We start from the raw sequence: 26,764 nt of genomic DNA on the forward strand, positions 1-26,764 counted from the left end.
CTTGCATAGACGGAGGCCACATTACTGGCTGCGCGTTCACAACCGGAACAATGCGTGGCAGACCATCGATGTAGGTACAAAAACTGTTCATTACCTCAGCCAACCTGCTTGGTCGGGCTGTGGTAGATATCAGCGAACATGTCAGCCATGGCTTCTTCGCTGGGTTCTTCCTGCATTTGCACGCTGACGGCGCGGCTGACCAATTGATGACGGCGCGGCAGATGCAGATCATCCGGAATCCGTGGGCCATCGGTCAGGTAGGCGACCGGCAGTTCATGACTGATCGCCAGGCTCAGCACTTCGCCAAGGCTGGCCGTCTCATCCAGTTTAGTCAGGATGCACCCGGCGAGCCCGCAACGCTTGTAACTGTGATAAGCGGCGGTTAGAACCTGTTTCTGGCTGGTGGTTGCCAGCACCAGATAATTTTTCGACCGAATGCCACGACCGGCCAGACTTTCCAGCTGCATGCGCAGTGCCGGATCGCTGGCCTGCAGGCCGGCGGTGTCGATCAGCACCACGCGTTTGCGCAGCAGTGGATCCAGCGCCTGCACCAGGGACTGGCCCGGGTCGACGTGGGTCACCGACACATTGAGGATCCGGCCCAGGGTTTTCAACTGTTCCTGAGCGCCGATGCGGAAACTGTCCATGCTCACCAGCGCAATGTTCTGCGCGCCGTACTTGAGCACGTAACGGGCAGCCAGTTTGGCGAGGGTGGTGGTCTTGCCCATGCCGGCCGGGCCGACCATGGCAATCACACCGCCCTCTTCCAGCGGCTCGACTTCCGGTGTGGCGATCATCCGCGCCAGGTGCGCGAGCAACATGCGCCAGGCCTGACGAGGTTCTTCGATATCGCTGGTCAGCGCCAGCAGGTCGCGGGACAACGGGCCGGACAGACCGATGCGTTGCAGACGACGATACAGATTGGCCTGGGCCGGACGGCTGCCTTGCAGCTGATTCCAGGCCAGGGTGCCGAGCTGAACTTCCATCAGCTCGCGCAGGCTGTTGAGTTCGAAACGCATCGAATCCAGCGCACGCGGATCGACGCCAGCGGCAGCCGGCGCAGGTGCCGGGGCTGGACGGGCCGGTGCGGCGTACGTCGGTTCTGTCAGAGGCTCGGCAGCCGTCAGCGGCAGGCCGGCGGTCAATGGCAGACCGGAGAACAACTGGCGATTGGTGTTGCCGTCGGCCTCACCACGCATGCTCAGCTCGGCCTGGGCGGTGACGATGCGCGACTGGGTCTTGCGCAGCTCGTCTTCGAGTTCCATGTTCGGAACCCGTGGCGCCAGCGCCGACAGTTTGTAATCCAGCGCCGCCGTCAGCTCGACGCCGCCGGCAATGCGGCGGTTGCCAATGATGGCGGCATCAGCGCCCAGCTCATCACGAACCAGCTTCATGGCCTGACGCATATCGGCGGCGAAAAAACGCTTAACTTGCATAAACCACTACCTCAGCCGTTGGGCCCTACTGTCGCAACGATGGTCACTTGCTTGTTGTCCGGAATTTCCTGGTAGGCCAGCACATGCAGTCCGGGAACTGCCAGGCGACCAAAGCGCGAGAGCATCGCGCGAACCGGGCCTGCTACCAACAGGATCACCGGCTGACCTTGCATTTCCTGACGCTGCGCCGCTTCGATGAGCGAACGTTGCAGCTTCTCGGCCATGCTTGGCTCCAGCAGAACGCCCTCTTCCGAGCCTTGTCCTGCCTTCTGCAGACTATTGAGCAATATTTGTTCCAACCTTGGCTCCAGCGTGATGACTGGCAGCTCGGACTCAGTCCCTACAATGCTTTGGACGATTGCACGGGATACGCCAACCCGCACAGCGGCCACCAAAGCGGCGGTATCTTGACTCTTGGCGGCATTGTTGGCGATAGCTTCGGCAATACTGCGGATGTCGCGCACCGGCACGTGTTCGGCCAGCAGCGCCTGCAACACTTTCAGCAGCTGCGACAACGTGACCACACCCGGCACCAGCTCTTCCGCCAGTTTCGGCGAGCTCTTGGCCAGCAATTGCATGAGTTGCTGCACTTCCTCGTGGCCGATCAGCTCGCTGGAGTGCTTGTACAGAATCTGGTTCAAGTGGGTGGCGACCACGGTACTGGCGTCCACCACGGTGTAACCGAGCGATTGCGCCTGGGCGCGCTGGCTGACTTCGATCCACACCGCCTCCAGGCCGAAAGCCGGATCTTTGGCGGTGATGCCGTTGAGCGTGCCGTAGACCTGCCCCGGGTTGATCGCCAGTTCGCGATCCGGGTAGATCTCGGCCTCGGCCAGAATCACGCCCATCAGGGTCAGGCGATAGGCGCTCGGTGCCAGGTCGAGGTTGTCGCGGATGTGCACGGTCGGCATCAGGAAGCCCAGATCCTGCGAGAGCTTCTTGCGCACGCCCTTGATCCGCGCCAGCAACTGGCCGCCCTGGTTGCGGTCCACCAGCGGAATCAGGCGATAGCCTACTTCCAGGCCGATCATGTCGATGGGTGTCACGTCGTCCCAGCCCAGCTCTTTGGTTTCCATGGCGCGAGCCGGCGACGGCAGCAGCTCCTGCTGACGTTTGACCTCTTCCAGCGCCTGCACCTTGGCCACGTTCTGCTTCTTCCAGAACAGGTATGCGCCACCGGCAGCCAGTGCGGCCATGGTCAGGAACGAGAAATGCGGCATGCCCGGCACCAGGCCCATGACCGCCATCAGACCGGCCGCTACCGCCAGCGCTTTCGGCGAGGCGAACATCTGGCGATTGATCTGTTTGCCCATGTCTTCCGAACCGGAAGCACGGGTCACCATGATCGCTGCAGCTGTAGATAACAACAGTGATGGCAATTGCGCCACTAAACCGTCACCGATGGTCAGCAAGGCGTAAACCTTGCCGGCGTCAGCGAAGGACATGTTGTGCTGGAAGATACCGACCGCCATGCCGCCGATCAGGTTGATGAACAGAATCAGCAGGCCGGCGATGGCGTCACCGCGCACGAACTTGCTGGCACCGTCCATCGAACCGTAGAACTCTGCTTCCTGGGCCACTTCCTGACGGCGGGCCTTGGCCTGGGTCTGGTCGATCAAACCGGCGTTGAGGTCGGCGTCGATGGCCATTTGTTTGCCGGGCATCGCGTCGAGGGTGAAGCGCGCGCTCACCTCGGAAATACGCCCCGCACCCTTGGTCACCACGACGAAGTTGATGATCATCAAGATCGCGAAGACTACGATACCGACCACGTAGTTACCGCCGATCACCACCTCACCGAAGGCCTGGATCACCTTACCGGCAGCGGCGTGGCCGTCCTGACCGTGGAGCATCACCACCCGCGTCGACGCCACGTTCAGCGCCAGTCGCAACAGCGTCGCCACCAGCAGGATCGTCGGGAACACCGCGAAATCCAGCGGCCGCAAGGCGTACACGCAGACCAGCAGCACGACGATGGACAGGGCAATGTTGAAGGTGAAGAACACGTCGAGCAGGAACGGCGGCACCGGCAACATCATCATCGCCAGCATGACCAGCAGCAACAGCGGCACACCCAGATTGCCCCGACTGAGATCGGCAATGTTCGAGCGAGCACTGTTGATTAACTGAGAGCGATCCACCGGTTTTCCCCGTTCCTTTAAAGCAAACTTTTGACGCCCAGAGCGGACGCACGGCGGCTACTGCAAGAAGCCTTCCAACTTTTGCCGATGATTGAAACAGAGGGGTTTGAGTGTGGTTTTTTCTGCTGGGCGGGATGCCGCCTTCGCAGGAAGTCAGCAAAAAGTGCCTTCTAAACTCGGGTGTTTAAAAGACACCTTCAGACACGCCTTGGAGGCTACGAATTCTTGCGCCATTGCCTACAGCTACGCCAGAATCCGCCGGCTTGTGCGCCTTGGGGTCGGGTTCTATTGTGGGTCGGTCGCTGACGAATCAGCGATCGGGTTTAGCGACTCGCTCAGATTAAAGGTGCACCAGCGTTCCAGGCTTCGTTGCGGATCTGTATGTCTGCAATTTCGTTATGGTGGCTGTATGCGGGAGACCCTTGCGGTCTGCCGGGTGCCTTTGACCGGTTCGCTAACCTGCGTACAGCCGCCACCTTCCTGTTTAGCGACTGGATCTGGCGGCTCCACCCCAAAGGAGCTTCACCATGATCAAACCAACACCCAACCCACCTGAAACCGACCCCGCCTCGCCCTACGAATCGCTCGACTCCAGAAAGCTTCACGAAGCCGCCGACCGCGCCCTCGATCACTACCTCTGCCCGCCCGGCTCCACACCACCACCGCGCATAACCCGCCGAATGTTTGCCGTCACCGCAGACTTCAAAAACGAAGAGCTGCTGGTCGAGCTTTGCGAAACCCTCGCTTCCGCCAGAACCATCGCCAATGACTTCGCCCATCTCATGCCCGCCTCGCAACGCAGGACGCTGACGGGTATCGGGCAACTGATCATGCTCGGGGAACTGGCTGCGAATCGGGTGTTGAATAATCTGGAACTAACGCCGTCGCAGACCTCCGTGTAAAGGCTTGAGAAATGCGTCGTGGCGGCCTCAATGCCAACGCATGTCATCGGGCATAAAAAAACCGCCACCGGGTTCAACCGGAAGGCGGTTTTTTTTCATCACCACAAAGTCAGGAATCGCGCCGCAGATCCGGCGGAATCGGCAAGTCATCCTTGAGCGGCTCGGGGAACTTGCCCTTGCCCGCGCGGTGCTGGCGGATCTGGTAGACGTAGGCCAGCACCTGAGCGACCGCCAGGTACAGGCCGCCGGGAATTTCTTCTTCCAGCTCGGTGGAGTAGTAGATCGAACGCGCCAGGGCCGGCGATTCGAGCAGCATGACTTCGTTGGCCACGGCGATTTCGCGGATCTTCAGTGCCAGGAAGTCGCTGCCCTTGGCCAGCAGTACCGGCGCCCCGCCCTTCTCCGAGTCGTACTTGAGCGCCACGGCGTAGTGGGTCGGGTTGGTAATGACCACGTCGGCATCCGGGATTGCCGCCATCATCCGCCGCTGCGACATCTCGCGCTGCACCTGACGGATCCGCTGCTTGACCTCCGGCCGGCCTTCCTGGTCCTTGTGCTCGTCGCGCACTTCCTGCTTGGTCATCTTGAGCTTTTTGATGCTCTCCCAGAGCTGCACCGGGACGTCGACGGCCGCGATGATGATCAGACCGCAGGCCATCCACAGCGTGCTCCAGCCCACCACTTGCAGGCTGTGAATGATGGCCCGGTCGATGGGTTCGTGAGCGATGCGCAGCAGGTCATCGACATCTCCGGACAGCACCACCAGCGCCACGGCCAGAATGATCAGGAATTTGGCCAGCGCCTTGAGCAGTTCGATCACCGACTTCGCGGAGAACATGCGCTTGATGCCGGAGGCGGGATTCATCCGGCTGAACTTGGGCGCCAGGGAGCCGGCGGCGAACAGCCAGCCACCGAGGGCGATCGGCCCGAGAAACGCCGCCAGCAGCAAAGTGATCATGATCGGCTGGATCGCCACCAGCGCAATCAGCCCGGAGTTCATCAGAAACTTGCCCATGGCGCCCTGATCCATGATCACTTCCCGCGACAGCGTGAAGTTCATGCGCATCAGCTCCATCAGGTCCTGCGCGAGCATGCCGCCGAACACCAGCAGCGCGCCGGAACCGGCAAGCATGATCGCCAGGGTGTTGAGCTCCTTGGAGCGCGCAATCTCACCCTTTTCCCGGGAGTCCTTTTTGCGCTTCTCCGTGGGGTCTTCTGTCTTGTCCTGACCGCTCTCGCTCTCTGCCATGACTCAGCGCGCCTGTGCCAGTTCGCGTAGCAGCTGCAAGGCCTCGACGGCCAGCGGCTGATACTGGTTGAGAATGTCCGCCAGACCGACCCAGACAATGAACAGGCCGAGCACAAGGGTCAGCGGGAAACCGATGGAGAAGATGTTCAGTTGCGGCGCCGCCCGGGTCATCACGCCGAACGCAATGTTGACCACCAGCAGCGCAGTGACCGCCGGCAGCACCAGCATCAATGCCGCGCCAAGCACCCAGCCGAGCTTGCCGGCCAGCTCCCAGTAATGCGCGGTCATCAGGCCGGCGCCGACCGGCAGCGTGGTGAAGCTTTCAGTCAGCACCTCGAAGACCACGAGGTGACCGTTCATGCCGAGGAACAGCAACGTCACCAGCATGGTGAAGAACTGCCCGATCACCGCCACCGACACGCCGTTGGTGGGGTCGATCATCGAGGCGAAGCCCATGCCCATCTGAATCGCAACGATCTGCCCCGCGATCACGAACGCCTGGAAGAACAGCTGCAAAGAGAACCCGAGCACGGCACCGACCAGGATCTGCTCGGCAATCAACAACAAGCCGCTGAGATCGAGAGGACTGACCGCCGGCATGGGCGGCAGGTTGGGCGAGATCACCACGGTGATCGCCAGTGCGAGGTACAGGCGGATGCGCTTGGGAACCAGCGTGGTGCCGAAGACCGGCATCACCATCAGCATCGAGCCGATGCGAAACAGCGGCAACATGAACGTCGCCACCCAGGTACTGATCTGGGTGTCGGTCAACTGAAGCAGCGACTGCATGGCCTAGCCGATGACCAGCGGAATGTTTTTGTACAGCTGGATGATGTATTCCATGAAGGTCTGGATGATCCACGGACCGCCGACGATCAGGGTCACCAGCATCACCAGCAGACGCGGCAGAAAGCTCAGGGTCTGTTCGTTGATCTGCGTCGCCGCCTGGAACATCGACACCAGCAGGCCCACCAGCAGACTCGGGACCACCAGGATCGCGACCATCATCGTGGTCAGCCACAAGGCCTCGCGAAAGATGTCGACCGCTACTTCTGGGGTCATGGCGAAACACCTCCGAAACTGCTGGCCAGGGTGCCGATGATCAGTGCCCATCCGTCAACCAGCACGAACAGCATGATCTTGAACGGCAGGGAAATGATCAGCGGCGACAGCATCATCATACCCATCGCCATCAGCACACTGGCCACGACCAGGTCGATGATCAGGAACGGGATGAAAATCATGAAGCCGATCTGGAACGCGGTTTTCAGCTCGGACGTAACGAACGCCGGCACCAAAATGGTCAGCGGCGCCTGATCCGGTGTCGCGATGTCAGTGCGTTTGGACAGGCGCATGAACAGCTCCAGATCGCTGGAGCGAGTCTGCGCGAGCATGAAGTCCTTGATCGGCACCTGGGCCTTTTCCACCGCTTGCTGGGCGGTGAGTTTCTCCGCCAGATACGGTTGCAGCGCATCGTTGTTCACCCGGTCGAACACCGGCGCCATGATGAACAGGGTCAGGAACAGCGCCATGCCGGTGAGGATCTGGTTCGACGGCGTCTGCTGCAGACCGAGGGCCTGACGCAGGATCGAGAAGACGATGATGATCCGGGTGAAGCTGGTCATCAGGATGACGGCGGCCGGGATAAAGCTCAGCGCCGTCATGATCAGCAGGATCTGCAGGCTGACCGAATACTCCTGCGCCCCGTTGGCGTTGGTGCCCAGGGTGACCGCCGGGATCGACAACGGATCGGCGGCGAACGCCAGTGGCGCGGCCAACATCAAGGCCAGGGTCAAGACGATGCGCAACGCACCCATTACTTCTTATCCTTCTGATCCTTGCCGAGGATCTTCAACAGATGCTGGGCAAATTCCGGAGTCGCTTTTTCGGAGGTGGCCGGGACGTCCACCGGCTCCTTGAGTACGTGCAGCGCGGTGATCGTGCCGGGACTCAGACCAAGCAGGATCTGCTCGTTGCCGACCTGAACCAGCATCAAGCGGTCACGCGGCCCGAGCGCCCGGGAACCGATCAGTTCGATCACCTGCCCCTTGCCCGCCGGCCCTGCGTTCTGCACCCGGCGCAGCAGCCAGGCGAGGAAGAAGATCAACCCCAGCACCAGCAGCAGGCCGAACACCAGTTGCGTCAATTGCCCGGCGACACCGCTGCTGACTGCCGGAGCAATCACGGGCGCCGCAGGAGACGCAGGAGCCACAGCAGCAGTCGCAGCCGCAGGCTCGGCGGCCATGACCGTCAATGGCAGCGCCAGCACCGCGGCCAGCAAGGAACCCAGAACCTTTTTCACTCAGCGCAGCTTCTTGATGCGTTCGCTTGGGCTGATCACGTCGGTCAGGCGGATGCCGAACTTTTCGTTGACCACGACCACTTCGCCGTGAGCGATGAGGGTGCCGTTGACCAGCACGTCCAGCGGCTCACCGGCCAGACGATCGAGCTCGATCACCGAACCCTGGTTGAGTTGCAACAGGTTGCGGATGTTGATGTCGGTGCTGCCCACTTCCATCGAGATCGACACCGGGATGTCGAGGATCACGTCCAGGTTCGGACCGTCCAGGCTGACCGGCTCGTTGCTCTTCGGCACGCTGCCGAACTCTTCCATCGGCAGACGGTTGGAGCTCGAAACGCCAGCGTCGGCGGCCAGCAGCGCGTCGATGTCGGCCTGCCCGGCTTCACCGGTTTCTTCCAGGGCGGCAGCCCACTCGTCAGCCAGTGCCTGATCGTCCTGGGCGTTCATTTCGTCGTTCATCATTTGTCCTCGGCGGGCAACAATTCAGTTAAAGGCGTAAGGGGTGTTGCGCCGCTTCAGCGGCGCTCGATCGGCTCGATCACCTGCAACGCGAGGTTGCCTTTGTGCGAGCCCATCTTGACCTTGAAGGCCGGCACGCCGTTGGCGCGCATGATCATGTCTTCCGGCATCTCGACCGGGATCACATCACCCGGCTGCATGTGCAGGATGTCGCGCAGTTTCAACTGGCGGCGAGCCACGGTGGCGCCGATCGGCACGTCGACATCCAGCACGTCCTGGCGCAGGGCGTTGACCCAGCGCTCGTCCTGATCGTCGAGGTCCGACTGGAAACCGGCGTCGAGCATTTCGCGCACCGGCTCGATCATCGAGTACGGCATGGTCACGTGCAGGTCGCCGCCACCGCCGTCGAGTTCGATGTGGAACGTGGAGACCACGATCGCTTCGCTCGGGCCGACGATGTTGGCCATGGCCGGGTTCACTTCCGAGTTGATGTACTCGAAATTGACTTCCATGATCGCCTGCCAGGCTTCTTTCAGGTCGACGAACGCCTGCTCCAGCACCATGCGCACCACGCGCAGTTCGGTCGGGGTGAATTCACGCCCTTCGATCTTCGCGTGACGGCCGTCGCCGCCGAAGAAGTTGTCCACCAGCTTGAACACCAGTTTGGCGTCGAGGATGAACAGCGCGGTGCCGCGCAGGGGTTTGATCTTGACCAGGTTGAGACTGGTCGGTACGTACAGCGAGTGCACGTATTCGCCGAACTTCATCACCTGCACGCCACCGACGGCAACGTCCGCCGAGCGGCGCAGCATGTTGAACATGCTGATGCGGGTGTAGCGGGCAAAACGCTCGTTGATCATCTCCAGAGTCGGCATGCGTCCACGGACGATGCGATCCTGGCTGGTCAGGTCGTAGCTTTTGACACTGCCGGGTTCGGCAGCGTTATCGGTCTGTACCAGACCATCGTCGACGCCATGCAACAGCGCGTCGATTTCATCCTGGGACAGCAGATCCTGCACGGCCATGTCGTGTTCCTACTGCAGTACGAAATTAGTGAAAAGCAACTGTTCGATCACCACTTTGCCCAGCTCTTTCTGCGCCACTTCCTGGACGCTGGCCGTGGCCTTCTGGCGCAACATCTCCTGACCGACCGGCGTCGCCAAAGTGGCGAAATCCTGACCGGAGAAGAGCATCACCAGGTTGTTGCGGATCACCGGCATGTGCACTTTGAGCGCGTCCAGATCAGCCTGGTTGCGCGCCAGCATGGTAATGCTCACCTGCATGTAGCGCTGACGGCCGTTCTGGTTGTAGTTGGCCACGAAGGCCGGCGCCATCGGCTCGAAAATCGCCGGCTGCTTGCCGACCGGAGCGGTTTCCACGGCAGCCGCAGGTTTGCTCTGGGCGCTGTGCATGAAGAACCACGTCGCCCCCACAGACGCGCCGATGGCCAGCAGCAACCCGAGCACGATCGCGATGATCATCTTGAGTTTGCCTTTGGTTGCGGGGTCTTTTACTGCTGCTGCTTCGCTCTTCGCCATGCCAATAATCCGTCACTAATCGGGTTTTCACAGTCGCACGGCAAGGCAAGAGCAAGTGTTATGCCAGAAGTGTCGGAGGGGAATGGAGAGCGGTGGCAAAACAGGTGAGGGAGCGGACAGGGCCGCTCCCTCGGGGAAGGATGAATCAGGCGTAATAGTCGACGGCGCTGGAGCCGATCACGTGAGTAGTCGCGGCAGCCGCTTCAGCCACGGCCGCAGACGTCAACTCTTCTTCCGAAGAGTCCAGGCGACCGCCGGCGGCGCTGGTGCGCCCCGTCTGGCCCTGCTGGGCCTGCTCCTGCCCCTGCCCTTGCCAGCCACGGTTCTGGTCGGAAACATTGACATCGACCTGCCCCATGCCCTGCTGGGTGAACATGTCACGCAGGCGATGCATCTGGCCGTCGAGGGCTTCGCGAACGCTCGGGTGAGCACTCATGAAGGTCACCTGGGTTTGCTGGTCCGGCACCATGTTCACCCGGATATCCAGGCGACCCAGCTCAGCCGGCTGCAACTGGATATCGGCAGACTTCAGGTTGTTGCTCGACAGGTACATGACGCGGTTGACCACTTCCTCGGTCCAGCCGTTCTGATGCATGGCGATCGGCTGGTTCACCGGCACCGCGTTGGCGGTTTTCGGTGTGGCCGCCTGGGTCAGTGCCGCCAGACGGTTGGCGAAATCATCGACGCGGGTATCGCTGGTGGCGGATTTCAGGTCTTTCAGACCATCGTCGATCAGACCACTGAAGGCCTTTTCGCCGCCCTGACTGGTGCTGTCCTTGTCGGCCTGCACATCCAGCATGCTGGCCATGCCGGCGGCGAAGGTCTGGGCCGAGGTCAGTTCGCCGTCAGCCTGGGTCTGGGCCGGCGTCGCCTTGGGCTGCGACTGGCTGGAAGCGGAAATGTGACCGCTCTGCTCCATCGCCATGCGCAAGGCCGGCATCGAATCGAGTGGATCAGCCTCGGGATCGAAATCACTGTCAACGGCAGGCGTCGTCGCAGTAGCGGCAGCCGGCAATGCCGCCACCGCCGGCGCCTGGGCCTCTGGCTTCACCGGAGGTGTTTCAACGACCGGCGCAGCGACAACCGGCGGCGTGACGACCGGCTGCACGACCTGCATCAGCGCCGGGTCCAGCGTCGGATCCACAACCGGGGTGGTGTCGGCGACCGGCGTGGTAGGCGTATCGGACGTATCGTCACTGGCTACCGGGTCATCCGTTGCAGCCGACGAGGTTTTGTCGGCGGGCAAGGCTTTGCCGCTATCGGCAACCGTCGCGTCCGGAGCGGCAGACTGATCCTTGCCGGCGTCTTTCTTGCCGCTGTTGTCGGCGACCTTGTCGCGTGCGGGTTTTACCGAGTTATCGACCGTGACGGAAGGCTTGTTCTGCCCCTGATCGGCAAACACCTGAGCGAAGCTCGAAGCCTTGTCCCCGGGGCCTGCGGCCACCACTGACGGTTTGGCAGAGGCGGCTTGCGCCTTGGCCTGGGCGGCAGTCTGAATAAGAATGTTAGGGGTTGCAGGCATGGCACGGTCTCCGCTGCACTGGGATCGTAGGTACAGTTGAACGAGATGACTGCAAGTGCCGGGCCAGTTTCGTCCGACGCCGGATAAAAACGCCGGACGGTTGACTCAATGGGCGGGAGAGCGCTGTCGCTCGGCTTCATAGACGGGGCGCACATCCGCAAACTCGTCATGGATGTCGGCCACCAGCTTGATGATTTCGGACGGGCTCTTGTCCCTGGCGTGCTGCTCCAGCTCCTGACAAAGTTCAGCAAGACGGGTCGCCCCCATATTGCTGCTACTGCCTTTGAAGCTATGAGCCACCGACGACAAGGCGTCGGCATCGGCGGTTTTTTGCAGTTCACGCAGGCGCGCTTCGGAATCTGCCAGGAACGTATCCAGCAATTCCGGATAGCCATCCTCCATGACTTCTTGCAACGCACTCAGTACGTCGCGATCTACACAGGCATCAGTCACTTGTTCACTCCTTGATCAAGAATGCGCGGATTATGCCAGAGCCTCCCAGAAAAACTCCACGCGAGCACTACGACCATCGTCCGACCAGCTTGGATTCCTGCTCAATTGCCGGATCAGACTGACGCCACGCCCCGACAGGCGGACATCATCGAGCGGCCGCTCCATCACCCGAGCCACGTCAAAGCCCTGGCCACTGTCTTCGACACGCACGACCAGACAACCGCCCTCGCCCTCTGGACGAACCTCCAGATGCACGCGCACATATCCATCCTGCAGGGCATCGAGGCGCGCATTGCGTTGCTCATAGTAACGGGCGAAACCCGAAGCGTCGCGCTTGAGGCTGGAATCCAGCCCCAGCACCCCATGCTCCAGCGCATTGGAATAAAGCTCGGCGAGCACGCTGTACAGTGCGCCACTCTGCGTGCGCAAGCCATGCACTTCGAGCAGCAATTGCAGCAGGTAGGGTAGCGGATTGAAGCGCTTGAGCGTGGCGCCGCGAAATTCGAAACTCACCGACCAGTCCAGCGGGCACGACTGGCCACTGTCGGAGTACACCGGTGCCGACGGGTTGACCTGCGCCATTTCCAGCAGGCTGACCTCGACCATGCTCACATCGTCCCGGGCTTCGCCGCGAAAATCCTGCAACGCCTGTTCGATCTCGGCGAACAACCGATCCGGCTGGCGATTGCCGGCAAACACCCGCTGCAGGCGCTCGACACCGAACAGCTGATCATTGGCGTCACAGGTGTCGATCACCCCGTCGGACAACAGGAACACCCGATCGCCCACCGCCATCGACAGCACTTCGGTTTGATCGTCAAAGGCTTGCGGGCTGAGCACACCCAGCGGCAGGTGCCGCGCCGCCAGCGGTACCCTCTCGCCCGTAGCGATGCGATGCAGATAACCGTCGGGCATGCCGCCATTCCAGATCTCCACGCTGCGCCGCTGAAAGCTCAGGCAGAGCAGCGTGGCGCAGCAGAACATGTCCACCGGCAGGATGCGCTTGAGCTTGGCGTTCATTTCCCGCAGGGTTTCGGCCAGCCCGTAACCCTTGGCAGTCATGCCGTAAAACACTTCCGCCAGCGGCATGGCCCCGACCGCCGCCGGCAGACCGTGACCGGTGAAGTCACCGAGCAATACATGCATGTCGCCGGCCGGCGTGTAGGCCGCCAGTAGCAGATCGCCGTTGAACAGCGCATAGGGCGATTGCAGGTAACGGATATTCGGCGCACTCAGGCAACCGGAATGCGCGACTTTATCGAAAACCGCCTTGGCGACCCGCTGCTCGTTAAGCAGGTAGTCGTGGTGCCGGGCAATCAGGTCGCGCTGCTCCAGCACCGTGGCTTGCAGGCGACGCAAGCGATCCATCGCCTTGATTTTGGCGGACAGGATCACCTGGTTGTACGGCTTCGCCAGAAAGTCGTCACCGCCAGCCTCAAGGCATCGCACCAAAGCTTCGCTCTCGGTCAGCGACGTGAGGAATATGATCGGCACCAGGTTTTCACCCGCCAGCACCTTGATCTGCCGCGCGGCTTCAAAGCCGTCCATGACCGGCATCATGGCATCCATCAGCACCAGGTGCGGCTGCTGACGGGAAAACACTTCGACCGCTTCGGCCCCATTGGTGGCCGTCAGCACCTCGTGCCCCTGGCGTCGCACGATGGTCGACAACAGCAGCCGGTCAGCGGCGCTGTCCTCGGCGATCAGGATCGTCAGGGGTTCTTGCGGCTGCATGGCCGTCAACTGATGTCGAACAGTTTGTCGAAGTTGGAGATGGCGAGGATCTTGCGCACATCCGAATTGCTGTTGACCACCCGCACATCCGAGTCGTCGCCGCCGGCATGGTCACGCAGCAGGAGCAGCATGCCCAGGGCCGAGCTGTCGAGATAGGTGGCATCCTTGAGGTCGACAACGATGGAGTCGGGCCTTCTGGCGAGTCGCTCATAGGACTCGCGAAACTCCTGATGGCGACCGAAATCGAATCGGCCCTTGATCGAGATCGTCAGCTTTTGGCCATCCGGAGAAACTTCTGTAACGACTGACATGTACTGGCTTCCTTGTCATTGACGAACCTGTACAAGGTTTAGCACTTGCAAGGGTAAGGGGCAAGGCAGGAAGTCACTGCAAACTGTCAGAGATCAACCCGTCAGTAGGCGTCACGGCGCGGCAGGCGCTGGGACAACTCGTCCAGCAATTTCTGTTCGCGTTTGTCTTCGACGCGCTGGGCTTCGTCGCGGTAGCGTTGTACAAGTTTTCGCAGCCCCTCGACCCGGGCAAACGCCTGTTGCCAGGCCTCGCGAGCCTTGTCCAGATTGTTCTGGTGCCACTGCAGGCTTTGCCGTTGCTGGTCGACCGCCGTATCGAGCTGGGTCAGAAATCCCTGGAACCCGAGCAACCACTGCCCGGACACGCCCGTGCTGCCGCGCACGATCCATTGCTCGGAGTAATCCAGACGAAAGGCATGCAGGTCGGCGAGTTTGCTTTCGGCCACTTTCACCTGCCCCTGGAAATACCCGAGACGCTGCACGGCGGTTTTTTCGGCCTTTTCGGCCATTTCAACCACCGGTGCCAGACGCGCGGCGCGGCTCAGGGCCATGGCCGGTTACCCGCCGGTCGCAGGGGCGAGAATTGTTTCGAGGTAGGCCTCGCTTTCGCCCAGGCTGATGCTGTCGTTCAGACCCTGGCGCAGGTATCTGACCAGTTGTGGCTGCAGATTGATGGCAAGGTCAGTCTCGCGATCACCACCGGCGACATAGGCACCGACACTGATCAGGTCGCGACTCTGCTGATAACGCGACCACAGCTGCTTGAAGAATTGCGCCCGGACCATGTGATCAGGCGGCACCACGGCCGGCATGACCCGGCTGATCGAGGCTTCGATATCGATGGCCGGGTAATGCCCTTCTTCGGCCAGACGCCGGGACAACACGATGTGGCCGTCGAGCACGCCCCGCGCCGAGTCGGCAATCGGGTCCTGCTGGTCATCGCCCTCGGACAGCACGGTATAGAACGCGGTGATCGAACCACCGCCCTTCTCCGCGTTACCGGCGCGCTCCACCAGTTTCGGCAGCTTGGCAAAAACAGAAGGCGGATAACCCTTGGTCGCCGGCGGCTCGCCGATGGCCAGGGCGATTTCCCGCTGCGCCTGGGCGAAACGGGTCAGGGAATCCATCAGCAACAGGACATTCTTGCCCTTGTCGCGGAAATATTCGGCGATACGCGTGCAGTACATCGCCGCGCGCAGACGCATCAGTGGCGCATCGTCCGCAGGGGACGCGACAACCACGGAGCGCTTGAGGCCTTCTTCACCGAGAATGTGCTCGATGAATTCTTTAACTTCTCGACCCCGCTCGCCGATCAGGCCGACGACGATGATGTCGGCCTCGGTGAAGCGGGTCATCATGCCCAACAGAACGGATTTACCGACACCGGTACCGGCGAACAGGCCCAGACGCTGGCCGCGACCGACCGTCAACAAACCGTTGATGCAACGAATGCCGACGTCCAGCGGTACGCTGATCGGGTCACGATTGAGCGGGTTGATGGTCGGGCCGTCCATCGGCACCCAGTCTTCGGCCTTCATGCCGCCCTTGCCGTCCAGCGCACGCCCGGCGCCGTCCAGCACACGACCGAGCATGCTCATACCCATCGGCAAACGACCGGTATCGGCCAGCGGCACCACACGGGCACCCGGCGCAATACCGGCAACACTGCCGACCGGCATCAGGAAAACCTTGCTGCCGGAGAAACCCATCACTTCGGCTTCAACCTGCGACGGGTGATAGCTGTCGTCGTTGATCACCATGCAGCGCGTGCCCATGGCGGCGCGCAGGCCTTCGGCTTCGAGGGTCAGGCCGACCATGCGCAACAGGCGCCCTTCGAGGATCGGCGCACCGGGGATCTCGGTGGCCTCCGCATAGGTGCTCAGGCGCTTGGCGAAACTGGTGCGTTCAAGGCGCATCGGGGGCGTCCGCGAGCGGCTCGTCGGTGACAGGGGCCGGTTTCGGCGCTTCCGGCAAGTCGAGGCTCAGATCCGGTTCGGCCGGGTGCAAGGCTTGTTCGTGCAGTTGATCGAACAGCTTGGCCATGACCTGGCCGACACGGGTTTCGATGCTCGCATCGATCCGGCTGTGTTCGGTTTCAACCCGGCAACCGCCCGGCAGCAGCGACTCGTCCTCGACGATGCGCCAAGATTCCTCATGGCGTTCGCGCAGGGCTTTGACCTGCTCGAAATCCTGCGGATTGACGTACAGCCGCACATTGCCCACGCCCAGCGGCAACAGCTTGAGCGCGTCGCGCATGACGTGTTCGATCTGCGTCGAGTCGATGGCCAGTTCGCGCTGGATCACCTGGCGGGCGATGTGCTGCACGAGGTCGACCAGCGACTTTTCAATCTGCGTGTCTTGCTCGGCGATGGGCTCGAACAGGTTCGCCATCAACTGCTCAAGGCTGTTGACCTTGGCGGTGAGGACCACTTCGGCTTCCTGGCGCACCTTGAGGGTGGCGCTGTGGAAACCTTCTTTTTCGCCGATGGCGAAGCCCTCGTTGTAAGCCTCCTGACGGATGCTTTCGAGTTCTTCCAGGGTCAGTGGCTGGACTTCCTCCAGCGGCACTTCTTCCATTTCCGGCGGTTCGGGCTCCGGTTCCGGCTCGGGTTCCGGTGGTGGCGGATCGAAACTCGGGATGGCCCAGGTTTCGAAGCCGCGCACGTCCCGGGCACGGATCAGGTCCGTCACATCGTCGTCGTTCTTGCCCATGGTGTTAGATCATTTCCTCGCCACCCTTGCCACCGAGCACGATTTCTCCGGCTTCGGCCATACGGCGGGCGATGGTGAGGATTTCCTTCTGCGCGGTTTCCACGTCGCTGACGCGCACCGGGCCTTTGGCCTCGAGATCGTCGCGCAGCAGTTCGGCAGCACGTTTGGACATGTTCTTGAAGATCTTTTCCTTGACGCCTTCGTCCGAACCCTTGAGGGCCAGCACCAGCACATCGGAAGACACTTCGCGCAACAGCGCCTGGATACCGCGGTCGTCGACATCGGCCAGGTTGTTGAACACGAACATGAGGTCTTCGATCTGACCGGACAGGTCTTCGTCGACTTCGCGGATCGAGTCCATGAGCTGGCCTTCGATCGAGCTGTCGAGGAAGTTCATGATGTCCGCCGCCCGCTTGATGCCACCCAGGGTGGTGCGCGAGGCGTTCGAGTTGCCGGAGAACTGCTTCTCGAGGATCTGGTTCAATTCTTTCAGTGCGGCCGGCTGCACGGTGTTCAACGACGAGACGCGCAGGATGATGTCCAGACGCACCTTGTGGTCGAAGTTGCCCAGCACTTCACCGGCCTGGTCCGGATCGAGGTACGCGACCACGATCGCCTGGATCTGCGGGTGTTCGTAGCGGATCACGTCGGCTACGGCGCGCGGCTCCATCCATTTCAGGCTGTCGAGGCCGCTGGTGTTGCCGCCCAACAGGATGCGGTCGATCAGGCCGTTGGCCTTGTCTTCACCCAGGGCCTGGGTGAGCATTTTGCGCACGTAGTCGTCGGAGCCGACGCCCAGGCTGGTCTGGTCGCCGACGATGTCGACGAACTCGCTCATGACCTGCTCGACCTGCTCGCGGTGGACGTTGCCCATCTGGGCCATGGCCACGCCGACTCGCTGAACCTCTTTCGGGCCCATGTGGCGCAGCACTTGTGCAGCATCGGTCGACCCCAGGGACAGCAGCAGAATCGCGGCTTTATCGACCCGGGACAGTTTGGCGACGGCGGCTCGGTTATCACTCATCTGCGTTAATCCACTCTTTCACGACCTGGGCCACACGACCCGGGTCTTCTGCCACCAGACTCTTGATTGCGTTCAACTGAGCGTCATAGCCTTCGCTCGGGCTCGGCAGCAGGATGCTGGTCGGGCCGCCGAGGCTGACGCGATCGTTGGACAGTTCACCGTCCAGACCGCCCATGCCACCCAGTTCCACGTCACCGCCCAGACCGGCCAGTTCCTTGCCTTTGCCGCCGCCGGTGATGTTGTTGAGCACCGGACGCAGCACGCCGAACACCAGCACCAGGATGAACAACACACCCAGCACTTGTTTGACGATGTCCCAGAACCATGGCTGGGAGTAGAACGGAATGTCGGCAATCACTTCGCCGCGCTCGGCGGAGAACGGCATGTTGATCACGCTGACGCTGTCGCCACGGCTGGCGTCGAAGCCGACCGCGTCCTGCACCAGACGCGTGAAGCGCGCCAATTCGTCGGCGCTCCACGGCGCACGGGTGGTTTCGCCGTTGGCCGGGTTGATCTTGACCTGATCGTCCACCACTACCGACACCGACAGGCGATTCAGGCGACCCTGCTGCTGTTTGGTGTGGCTGATGGAACGGTCGAGTTCGAAGTTCTTGGTGGATTGTTGACGCTTGTCCGCCGGATACGGCGCGAGCATCGGCTGGCCGGTGGCCGGGTCCATGATCTGCTGACCGTTGGCATCGACCAGTGGCTGGCCAGGTTGCACCATGCCGGTCGAAGCCTGGGCACCGCCGGTGGTTTGCGGCGCGGAGGCTGGCGACGGCGGCTGGTTGCTCAGGGCACCCGGTACGCCTTGCGGGCCATTGCTGGCGGTACGTTGTTCGTTGACCGACTGCTCGCTGCGCAGCGCCGGCTGATCCGGGTTGAACTGCTCGGCGGTGGATTCGACGGCACTGAAATCGATGTCGGCCGACACTTCAGCCTTGTAGCGATCGTTACCCAGTACTGGTTGCAGGATATTGTGCACACGCTGGGTCAGCATGCTTTCCATGCGGCGGCTGTAATCGAACTGCTTGCCGGCCATGGTCATTTCGGAATTTTCCGCCTGATCCGACAGCAGGTTGCCCTTCTGGTCGACGACGGTGATCTGCGACTTGCTCAGCTCGGGTACGGAAGTGGCCACCAGATTGATGATGGCAACCACCTGGCCCGGCTCCAGCGAACGGCCGGAGTACAACTCGACCAGTACCGAAGCGCTTGGCTTGCGCTCGTCACGTACGAACACCGAGCTTTTCGGGATCGCCAGGTGAACGCGCGCGCCCTTGACGTTGTTCAGGGCGGAGATGGTGCGGGCCAGTTCGCCTTCGAGGCCGCGACGGTAACGGGTCGCTTCCATGAACTGGCTGGTGCCCAGACCCTGTTCCTTGTCGAGAATCTCGAAACCGATGTTGCCGTCGCTGGGAGTGACACCAGCAGCGGCGAGTTTCAGTCGCGCACGGGACAGGTCATCGGCCTTGACCAGCAAGGCACCGGAGTTAGGTTCAACGGTGTAGGGAATGTCGGCGGAGGCCAGGGTGTCCATGACCTGCTTGGCGTCCATACCGGCAAGGCTGCCGTACAGAGGCCGGTAGTCCGGTTGCTGCGACCACAGCACCACGGCAAAGCCAATCGCCACGCTCGCGGCCAGGCCGACCAACAGGCCCACCTGACGCAGCATGGTCATCTCGGAGAGGTTTTCCAGGAAGGACAGGCCGAACAGCGGCGGTTTGCCGTCTATCGGGGTGGCCTTGGCCGGAACGTTATCGGCGACTGCTTCTGCCATGACTCAATCTCGTCCTTAAACCGGCATCTGCATGATGTCTTGATAAGCCTGAACCAGTTTGTTGCGCACCTGGGTCAGAGCCTGGAACGACACGCTGGCCTTCTGCGAGGAAATCATCACGTCCGTCAAATCGACGCCGCTCTTGCCGATTTCGAACGCGTTGGCCAATTGGCTCGAAGCCTGTTGGGTATCGTTCACTTTGTTGATGGCCTGACCGAGCATGTCGGAAAAGCTGCTGCCCGCCACTTCAGGGACGGCGGCAGTCGATTTCGGCTTCGACATGGCGTCCATTTGCATGGCCTTCATGTCCATCATCAACCGATTAAATTCAATACCTTGGCTCATGGTCTACTCTCTTGGGCGGCCCGCAATTTTTTGACACTCACTCGGCGGGTACTCAGGTGTTAGCAACAACGGTGCCAGCTCACGGGCACCGCTTCGAGAAATGCGTTTTCAAACGTTTGCGCCACCGCTTACGTGGCGAACAGATACCCTTCGACGTCCATTCCGGCATCGCGCATTTGCGCCAGTTTGTAGCGCAATGTACGCGGGCTGATACCGAGTTTTTCCGCGGCTTCCTTGCGTCGACCGCGTTCGGTGCGCAGGGTGTCGATGATCATCTGGAACTCGCGACGACGCAGGTCATCGCCCAGCGCCCCGGCCGAATCCGCTTCGATCTCGACCTCACGAATGACCGCCGCTGCCGGCACTGCCACCGGCAATGGAGCGAACAGCGCAGGCCCGGAGAGACAGAAATCCTGCGGCTGGATCAACCCGCCCTGCTGGAGGATCAACGCCCGCTGGACCGCGTTGTCCAGCTCGCGCACGTTGCCCGGCCATGGATAACCGATCAGACACGCCTGCGCCTCGGGCGAGAACTTCGCCATCGCATGCTTCATTTTATTGACGTGTTTGGCCAAAAGACGCTCGGCCAGCGGCAGGATGTCGGCGGTCCGCTCACGCAGCGGACGCCAGGCCAGCGGAAACACCGACAGGCGATAGTAGAGGTCTTCACGGAACCGCCCCGCCGCCACTTCGCCGGCCAGATCACGGTTGGTGGTCGCAACCACACGGATATCGAGAGTGATCGGCTTGCGTGCGCCGACCCGCTCGACCTCACGCTCCTGCAGCACCCGCAGCAATTTGGCCTGCAGCCCCAGGGGCATTTCGGAAATCTCGTCGAGCAGAATCGTGCCGCCGTCGGCCTGCTCGAACTTGCCGGCCTGCGCCGCGATGGCGCCGGTGAACGAACCTTTCTCGTGACCGAACAGTGTCGCTTCAAGCATGTTGTCCGGGATCGCCGCGCAGTTGATCGCAATGAACGGCTGACTGGCGCGATGGGATTGCTGGTGAATGTAGCGCGCCAGCACTTCCTTGCCGGTACCGGACTCGCCGGAAATCAGCACAGTGGAATCACTGCGGGCGACCCGCGCCGCCAGATCCAGCAACTGCGCACTGGCCGGCTCGACCGCAACCGGCCCTTCTGCGTCGGCTGATCCGAGGTTGCCCAAGGCATGACGCGCGACCAGATCCAGCAGCGCCTTGGGCTCGAATGGCTTGACCAGATAGTCCGCCGCGCCCTGGCGCATGGCATCGACCGCGCGCTCGACGGCGCCGTGAGCCGTCATCAGCAGCACCGGCAATTGCGGCTGGCGCGCGCGCAGCAGGCCGAGCAACTGGTGACCGTCCATGCCCGGCATGTTGACGTCGCTGACCACCAGGCTGAACGCCTCGCACTCCACGGCTTTCAGCGCCTCCTCGGCAGAACCCACGGCGTGATAGTCGTGACCGGCCAGCAGCAGCGTATCGGCCAGCGCCTCGCGCAATGAACGGTCATCCTCGACCAGCAGAACCTTGATGCCCATGACCTTCACTCAGCTCCCTGTACAGCGGAAAACATCGGCAGGACGACCTGCGCGCACGTGCCGCGCCCGACCCGCGAGCGCAGCTGCAATTCTCCCTGATGCGCACGGGCCACGGCCTTGACCACGGTCAGCCCCAGGCCGGTGCCGGTGACCTTGGTGGTGAAAAACGGCTCGCCCAGCCGCGCCAGCACCGCCGGCTCGATGCCGCCGCCGTTGTCACTGACGCAAAGGCGCAGGGTGTTGTCGCGGGTGTAGCAATGCACTTTCAAACGCACATCACCGCCACCGGCCTGAATCGCGTTCTCGATCAGATTGAGGATTGCCCCGACCAGCGTGTCGCGATTGCACAGCAACTCGCCTGCGTGGCTGTCGCACTGCCAGCGAATTGGCAGATCCTGCACGTGGGTCAACGCTGCCGCCTGCAACGACTGCATCAGGGCATTGGGCGTGATGCGGTCGGTCAGCGGCAATTCACCGCGAGCGAACACCAGCATGTCGCGCACCTGATGCTCCAGTTCATGCAGACGCTCCTTGAGGCGCCCGGCAAACCGCTGCTGGGTGGCGACCGGCAGCGCCTGCTCGGTCAAATGACTGGCATAGAGCAGCGCGGCGGAAAGCGGCGTGCGAATCTGATGAGCCAGCGAGGCGACCATGCGCCCCAGCGACGAGAGGCGTTCGTGACGCGCGAGCTGATCCTGCAAGTGACGGGTTTCAGTCAGGTCGTTGAGCAGCACCAGTTGCCCCGGCTCGGCATCCAGCGAACGGGTGGCAATCGACAGGCGTCGACCGTTTCTCAGGGAGATTTCATGACCGTCGTCTTCTCGGGGCGCGAAGCAACGGGCAATGACATGGCGCCACAGCTCGCCTTCCAGCGGCAGGCCCAGCAGATCGATGGCGGCCGGATTGGCCTCGCACACGATGCCGTGACCGTCGATGACGATGACACCACCGGGCAACAGATCGAGGAGGTTTTGCAGACGGTTGGCCAGACGTTCTTTTTCCGCCAGTTCCTGCATGCGCTGAGCGCTGACCACTGCCAGCTCGCCCTTGAGCTCGGTGACCCGCGCTTCGAGCATGCTGTAGGAGTCGGTCAATTGACTCGACATCTGGTTGAACAGCGCGAACGCCTGCTCAAGCCCCTGCCGACTGGCCTGCTCTACGGACGGCAGTTGCCCCGAGGACTCGGGAACAGAAGACATCTGGGAGGCTTGGGGCATTGTGCTCTCTCGCTTGGCTGACCGTCAGTTAAACGGAACGTTGCGAGGGACGTAGCAATACCCGTGCCTAAAAAAAACGGCTTATAAATGAAGGAGTTGAAAAACAGGCGTCAATCATCCGCCTGTTCATCACCTTCACGCCGGCTCATGCCGTACTTGCGCATCTTCTCCACCAGTGTGGTACGGCGGATGCGCAGGCGTTCGGCGGCACGGGCCACGATGCCGTTGGCATCATCCAGCGCCTGCTGGATCAGGCCCTGCTCCAGACCACCGAGGTAGTCCTTCAGATCCAGGCCTTCCGGCGGCAGCATGGCGTTGGCGGTGAAGTCCGGCGTGTGGCCGTTGATTGCCACGCGCTCTTCCAGATCGCTGCGCAGGCTGTCGACCATTTGCTCGTCTTCGTCGTCGACGTAGCGGAATTTCTTCGGCAGTTCGACCACGCCGATCACCCCGTACGGGTGCATGATCGCCATGCGCTCCACCAGGTTGGCCAGTTCGCGGACGTTGCCCGGCCAGCCGTGACGGCACAGGGACATGATGGCCGCGGAATTGAAACGGATCGAGCCGCGCTTCTCGTGCTCCATGCGCGAAATCAGCTCGTTCATCAACAGCGGAATGTCTTCGACGCGCTCACGCAGCGGTGCCATCTCGATCGGGAACACGTTCAGGCGATAGTAGAGATCTTCGCGGAAGGTGCCGATCTCGATCATGCTTTCGAGATTCTTGTGGGTCGCGGCAATGATCCGCACGTCGACGCTCTGGGTCTTGTTGCTGCCCACGCGCTCGAAGGTGCGTTCCTGCAGCACACGCAGCAGCTTGACCTGCATCGGCAGCGGCATGTCACCGATTTCGTCGAGGAACAGCGTACCGCCGTTGGCCAGCTCGAAGCGGCCGGCACGGCTGGTGATCGCGCCGGTGAAGGCGCCCTTCTCGTGGCCGAACAGTTCGCTTTCCAGCAGCTCTGCCGGGATCGCCCCGCAGTTGACCGGCACGAACGGCGCGTCACGACGCTTGGAATGGTAATGCAGGTTACGCGCAACCACTTCCTTGCCGGTGCCGGACTCACCGAGGATCAGCACGCTGGCGTCGGTGTCGGCCACCTGCTGCATCATCTGGCGCACATGCTGGATCGCCCGGCTGGTGCCGACGAGGCTGCGGAACAGGTTGGGTTCGCGATGACGACCGCGCTCGCGGGCCTGGTCGTACATTTCGCGATAGACCTGGGCACGGTGCAGGGAGTCCAGCAATTTGCTGTAGCTCGGCGGCATTTCGAGAGTCGAAAGTACCCGGCGGCGTTGGTCTTCGGGCAAGTCCACCGAAGAATTATCGCCCATCAGCAAAACCGGAAGGAACTCATCCCAGGTCGAGAGTGTCTTTAACAGGCCCAAAAGCGCACCAGGAGCATTGACCGTCCCGATCAGTACGCAAATGACCTCACGACTAGACGACAAAGAGCCGACTGCCTGCTGCCAGTCATGGCTTCCGCAGGGTAAATTTTCTTCGCCAAGAAAATTTAAAATCACCGCCAGGTCGCGGCGGCGGACGCTATCGTCATCAATCAGCAGAATTTTGGTTTCACGCCACATGCAATAGCAACTTCCCTAGTCAACTCAATGCCCGAAACGAGGGGCAAGCGAGACGCTTGCAGGACACTTCGTGCCTGTAGACGCCTGAAATCTGAAAACAGCCACTAGTTAAGTCAAAAAACCGTGCACAGTCAAATTTATGGCGCACATGTCTGGATTAACTGAGGGTTAATTAACCAAACAGATGGTAAACCTTTGCCGCGTTCTGCGCTTGGGTGATCTGCGACATCTCGTCGACTATCGCCTGACGCTCACCCATGGCGACTTCAAGAAGCTCTTTGTAGACATGCAGCAGCTCCTCGAGATTGTCACGCAGCGCGACCTCATCCAGCGAAGCCTCACTCAAGACATCTTCCATGCAGGAACGGCAATCGAGGTCCAGTTGACCGATCGCCTCCCAGTTGCGCTCGGCCAAAGCACCGACCAACGCCACTCGGGTTTCTTCGATTCGCTGCAATACAAGACTCATGGTGATCTCCTTAAAACTGAGGAGCAGGCGTAGGAGCAATGGCATCCCAGCCTTCTTTTACCGTGCTCAGCAAGCCGGCGACTTCATCCAGAATGCGCGGATCGCTGTTGATGTTGGCCTCGGCAAGACGCTTCATCATGTAGATATACAGCCCGTCCAGATCAGCCAGCGTATCGGCGGAATTCTCCAGATCCAGGCCTTCACGCAAGCCGCTGACGATACCAATGGCCTTGCTGATCGCCGTGCACTTGGCAGGAATGTCCTTGCGCTCGATCGCGCCTTTGGCCTGGGCAATACGTGCCAGGCCACCTTCCATCAGCATTTGCACCAGACGGTGAGGGCTCGCTTCGGACGTCTGAGCGTGGGCACCCACTTTCTGGTATTGCCGAAGGGCTAACATCGGATTCATGTTCTACCTCATTTGCCACAATGACTCGTATGACCAGTGTATCGCCAGCGAGCCGAAAAACTTTAGACCATAAGACAAAAACCCGGCACACGCTCGAAAGCGTAGCCGGGTTTTTGTCGCTCTTACATGTTACTTCGCGGATTGCTGAGCGTTCAGCGAGCTGAAGAACGACGTGATGTTGCTGGCCGTTGCCTTCATCTGCCCTACCAGCAAGTCCATGGCGTTGTACTTGGCTGTCAGGGTCTTGGTCAGGTTGGCAACACGCAGATCCAGCGCCAGCTGTTGGCTGGTCAGGCTCTTGGTGTTGTTGTTCAAAATGGCCATGCGCTGATCAAGCAAGCCCGTGGCGGTAGGGAGGCTACCGGCAGGCGCTTTCAGATACGGGTCCACCGCCTTGCTCATGCGCGCCAGCAGACCGTTGCTGTCAGTGGTGCCGGTGAACAGCTGCTGAACCTGACCGGTCATGCCCGGCGTCGACATGGTCTTGTTGAATGCAACCGTGTCAAACGTCAAGTTACCGGTGAGCTTGTCGGTCATCACACCCAACTGCGACAAGTAAGACATCGGTCCTTTGGTATCGCCGCTCGGCATGGTCAGCTGGCTGCGAATATCGGCAATCAACGAACGCGGCAGGGAGTCACCGGTGAATGCCGCCTGAACGGTCAGCTTGCCATCTTCATCCGGCGTCGCCTTGCTCAAGGTGTCGATGGTGGTCTTCAGGGTGTTGTAGGCATCAACGAAAGACTGAACCGAGGCCTGCAGGTTCTTGGTGTTCGCATCCACACTCACCACGACAGGCGTGCCAGGCGGATTGGGAACCGTCAGCAGGTTCATGGTCAAACCACTGATCGCGCCGGTCACCGTGTTGCTCTTGCTGGTCACTGTCAGGCCGTCGATGGTCAGCGACGCATCCTTGGCGAGTCCGTTTACCGCTCCGGAATCACCCGCAGCCGGCGTGGCACTCATCGGTTTGGTGCCATCGATTTCCAGACCGGCAATACCACTGACGGTCATGTCCGAGCCCGCGCCAGTCTTGCTGGAGCTGATGACCAGGCGCGATGCACCGGTGCTGTCGGTCACGATGTTGGCGGAAATGCCATTGACACCCTGAGCCGTGTTGATGGCGTCACGAGTACTCTGCAGGGTCGCGTTGGCCGGGATCGTGACATTGTAATCAGTGCCATTCTGACTGATTTTCAGGGTACCACTCGGAATGGCACTGGCAGCACCGCCGGCAAAGGACGCACTGGCTATTTTCGAGCCGGTAGCCAGATTATTCACAACAACACTGTAAGTGCCCGAGACTGCGGTGTTATCCGAAGTCGCACCCAAAACGGTAGGCGTGCCCGAAGTCGCCACGTAACCGGAAAACGCTGGACTGGTCTTGCTGCCCAGGTTGTTCATCGCCGTCTGGAATGCAGTCAGTGCACTCTTCAGCGTGCCGACACCGGAAATCTTCAGCGTGTTGGTTTTTGTCGCATTGTCGATCTGCGTCTGTTTCGGCGACTTGTCGGCGTTGACCAGCGCAGTAACGATCGCACCGATGTCCAGGCCGGAACCCAGGCCGGAACCCGGTAAAATTGGACTTGCCATGTGCATCTCCCTTGGGGTTGTTGCCAGTCTTTTGACCCTTGTGGGGTCTAAAGAACTTCAAA

27 protein-coding genes are annotated in these 26,764 nt (G+C 61.2%); 1 reads left to right on the forward strand and 26 read right to left on the reverse strand.

The genetic code is table 11. The annotated features are described in order from the left end of the window. Positions 1-95: 95 nt before the first annotated feature. Positions 96-1,436: a flagellar biosynthesis protein FlhF gene (gene flhF / locus M5B44_RS00645; RefSeq protein ID WP_085710485.1), complete on the reverse strand. Its 1,341-nt coding sequence runs from the start codon at positions 1,434-1,436 to the stop codon at positions 96-98. Positions 1,437-1,447: 11 nt separating this feature from the next. Then, complete coding sequence (flhA, locus tag M5B44_RS00650) at positions 1,448-3,577, reverse strand: flagellar biosynthesis protein FlhA (RefSeq protein WP_085710483.1); 2,130 nt, start codon at positions 3,575-3,577, stop codon at positions 1,448-1,450. Between the two features lie 527 nt (positions 3,578-4,104). On the opposite strand from flhA, the gene M5B44_RS00655 reads away from it, so the two are divergent. Further along, a complete protein-coding gene (locus tag M5B44_RS00655) occupies positions 4,105-4,479 on the forward strand; it encodes a DUF6124 family protein (protein WP_248737946.1) in 375 nt (124 codons plus the stop codon). Between the two features lie 109 nt (positions 4,480-4,588). Here M5B44_RS00655 and flhB read toward each other — a convergent pair whose 3' ends face one another. The 24 genes from flhB to fliD all read right to left on the reverse strand — a co-directional run bounded on the left by flhB (position 4,589) and on the right by fliD (position 26,702). Beyond that, positions 4,589-5,728, reverse strand: coding sequence for a flagellar biosynthesis protein FlhB (gene flhB, locus M5B44_RS00660; protein ID WP_248737947.1), 1,140 nt, complete (start codon positions 5,726-5,728; stop codon positions 4,589-4,591). 3 nt (positions 5,729-5,731) lie between these two features. Continuing rightward, positions 5,732-6,517 carry a flagellar biosynthetic protein FliR gene (fliR, locus tag M5B44_RS00665; protein WP_114881905.1) on the reverse strand — a complete coding sequence of 262 codons (786 nt, stop codon included), beginning with the start codon at positions 6,515-6,517 and terminating at the stop codon, positions 5,732-5,734. A gap of 3 nt (positions 6,518-6,520) precedes the next feature. Beyond that, a complete protein-coding gene (gene fliQ, locus M5B44_RS00670) occupies positions 6,521-6,790 on the reverse strand; it encodes a flagellar biosynthesis protein FliQ (protein ID WP_085710476.1) in 270 nt (89 codons plus the stop codon). Next, a complete protein-coding gene (gene fliP, locus M5B44_RS00675) occupies positions 6,787-7,545 on the reverse strand; it encodes a flagellar type III secretion system pore protein FliP (protein ID WP_085710474.1) in 759 nt (252 codons plus the stop codon). Before fliP ends, fliQ begins: the two co-directional genes overlap by 4 nt. Beyond that, a complete protein-coding gene (gene fliO, locus M5B44_RS00680) occupies positions 7,545-8,030 on the reverse strand; it encodes a flagellar biosynthetic protein FliO (RefSeq protein WP_248737948.1) in 486 nt (161 codons plus the stop codon). Before fliO ends, fliP begins: the two co-directional genes overlap by 1 nt. Beyond that, positions 8,031-8,489 (reverse strand): flagellar motor switch protein FliN, encoded by a 459-nt coding sequence (gene fliN, locus M5B44_RS00685; protein ID WP_085710472.1) that lies wholly within the window; start codon positions 8,487-8,489, stop codon positions 8,031-8,033. It lies immediately after the preceding gene. 56 nt (positions 8,490-8,545) lie between these two features. Then, a complete protein-coding gene (gene fliM, locus M5B44_RS00690) occupies positions 8,546-9,514 on the reverse strand; it encodes a flagellar motor switch protein FliM (protein WP_003222890.1) in 969 nt (322 codons plus the stop codon). A gap of 9 nt (positions 9,515-9,523) precedes the next feature. Beyond that, positions 9,524-10,027 carry a flagellar basal body-associated protein FliL gene (fliL, locus tag M5B44_RS00695; protein ID WP_065260765.1) on the reverse strand — a complete coding sequence of 168 codons (504 nt, stop codon included), beginning with the start codon at positions 10,025-10,027 and terminating at the stop codon, positions 9,524-9,526. Between the two features lie 145 nt (positions 10,028-10,172). Then, entirely contained in the window at positions 10,173-11,549 is a 1,377-nt protein-coding gene (locus M5B44_RS00700) for a flagellar hook-length control protein FliK (RefSeq protein ID WP_248737949.1), read from the reverse strand. Positions 11,550-11,654: 105 nt separating this feature from the next. Then, positions 11,655-12,002, reverse strand: coding sequence for an Hpt domain-containing protein (locus M5B44_RS00705; RefSeq protein WP_085710468.1), 348 nt, complete (start codon positions 12,000-12,002; stop codon positions 11,655-11,657). Positions 12,003-12,032: 30 nt separating this feature from the next. Continuing rightward, positions 12,033-13,736, reverse strand: coding sequence for a fused response regulator/phosphatase (locus M5B44_RS00710; RefSeq protein ID WP_248737950.1), 1,704 nt, complete (start codon positions 13,734-13,736; stop codon positions 12,033-12,035). Positions 13,737-13,741: 5 nt separating this feature from the next. Beyond that, positions 13,742-14,047 (reverse strand): STAS domain-containing protein, encoded by a 306-nt coding sequence (locus M5B44_RS00715; RefSeq protein ID WP_248737951.1) that lies wholly within the window; start codon positions 14,045-14,047, stop codon positions 13,742-13,744. Between the two features lie 101 nt (positions 14,048-14,148). Next, positions 14,149-14,598: a flagellar export protein FliJ gene (gene fliJ / locus M5B44_RS00720; RefSeq protein WP_248737952.1), complete on the reverse strand. Its 450-nt coding sequence runs from the start codon at positions 14,596-14,598 to the stop codon at positions 14,149-14,151. A 6-nt stretch (positions 14,599-14,604) separates the two neighbouring features. Next, positions 14,605-15,963: a flagellar protein export ATPase FliI gene (fliI, locus tag M5B44_RS00725; RefSeq protein WP_085710464.1), complete on the reverse strand. Its 1,359-nt coding sequence runs from the start codon at positions 15,961-15,963 to the stop codon at positions 14,605-14,607. Further along, positions 15,953-16,759 (reverse strand): flagellar assembly protein FliH, encoded by an 807-nt coding sequence (gene fliH / locus M5B44_RS00730; protein ID WP_248737953.1) that lies wholly within the window; start codon positions 16,757-16,759, stop codon positions 15,953-15,955. The genes fliI and fliH overlap by 11 nt, the downstream gene beginning before the upstream one ends. Before the next feature lie 4 nt (positions 16,760-16,763). Further along, a complete protein-coding gene (gene fliG / locus M5B44_RS00735) occupies positions 16,764-17,783 on the reverse strand; it encodes a flagellar motor switch protein FliG (RefSeq protein ID WP_007958288.1) in 1,020 nt (339 codons plus the stop codon). Beyond that, positions 17,776-19,563: a flagellar basal-body MS-ring/collar protein FliF gene (gene fliF, locus M5B44_RS00740; protein ID WP_085710461.1), complete on the reverse strand. Its 1,788-nt coding sequence runs from the start codon at positions 19,561-19,563 to the stop codon at positions 17,776-17,778. The genes fliG and fliF overlap by 8 nt, the downstream gene beginning before the upstream one ends. 15 nt (positions 19,564-19,578) lie before the next feature. Further along, positions 19,579-19,908 carry a flagellar hook-basal body complex protein FliE gene (fliE, locus tag M5B44_RS00745; RefSeq protein WP_085710460.1) on the reverse strand — a complete coding sequence of 110 codons (330 nt, stop codon included), beginning with the start codon at positions 19,906-19,908 and terminating at the stop codon, positions 19,579-19,581. A gap of 128 nt (positions 19,909-20,036) precedes the next feature. Further along, positions 20,037-21,428 (reverse strand): sigma-54-dependent transcriptional regulator, encoded by a 1,392-nt coding sequence (locus tag M5B44_RS00750; RefSeq protein WP_248737954.1) that lies wholly within the window; start codon positions 21,426-21,428, stop codon positions 20,037-20,039. Positions 21,429-21,433: 5 nt separating this feature from the next. Next, positions 21,434-22,645 carry a sensor histidine kinase gene (locus M5B44_RS00755; RefSeq protein ID WP_119428823.1) on the reverse strand — a complete coding sequence of 404 codons (1,212 nt, stop codon included), beginning with the start codon at positions 22,643-22,645 and terminating at the stop codon, positions 21,434-21,436. A gap of 110 nt (positions 22,646-22,755) precedes the next feature. Then, positions 22,756-24,231 (reverse strand): sigma-54 dependent transcriptional regulator, encoded by a 1,476-nt coding sequence (locus M5B44_RS00760; RefSeq protein WP_003222863.1) that lies wholly within the window; start codon positions 24,229-24,231, stop codon positions 22,756-22,758. A 172-nt stretch (positions 24,232-24,403) separates the two neighbouring features. Beyond that, positions 24,404-24,700 (reverse strand): flagellar protein FliT, encoded by a 297-nt coding sequence (locus tag M5B44_RS00765; protein WP_085710457.1) that lies wholly within the window; start codon positions 24,698-24,700, stop codon positions 24,404-24,406. A 10-nt stretch (positions 24,701-24,710) separates the two neighbouring features. Further along, a complete protein-coding gene (gene fliS / locus M5B44_RS00770) occupies positions 24,711-25,109 on the reverse strand; it encodes a flagellar export chaperone FliS (RefSeq protein ID WP_085710456.1) in 399 nt (132 codons plus the stop codon). A gap of 129 nt (positions 25,110-25,238) precedes the next feature. Continuing rightward, a complete protein-coding gene (fliD, locus tag M5B44_RS00775; RefSeq protein ID WP_248737955.1) occupies positions 25,239-26,702 on the reverse strand; it encodes a flagellar filament capping protein FliD in 1,464 nt (487 codons plus the stop codon). Between the last annotated feature and the right edge of the window lie 62 nt (positions 26,703-26,764).

The organism is Pseudomonas sp. MWU12-2029, from assembly GCF_023242425.1.
Lineage (GTDB): Bacteria > Pseudomonadota > Gammaproteobacteria > Pseudomonadales > Pseudomonadaceae > Aquipseudomonas > Aquipseudomonas kribbensis.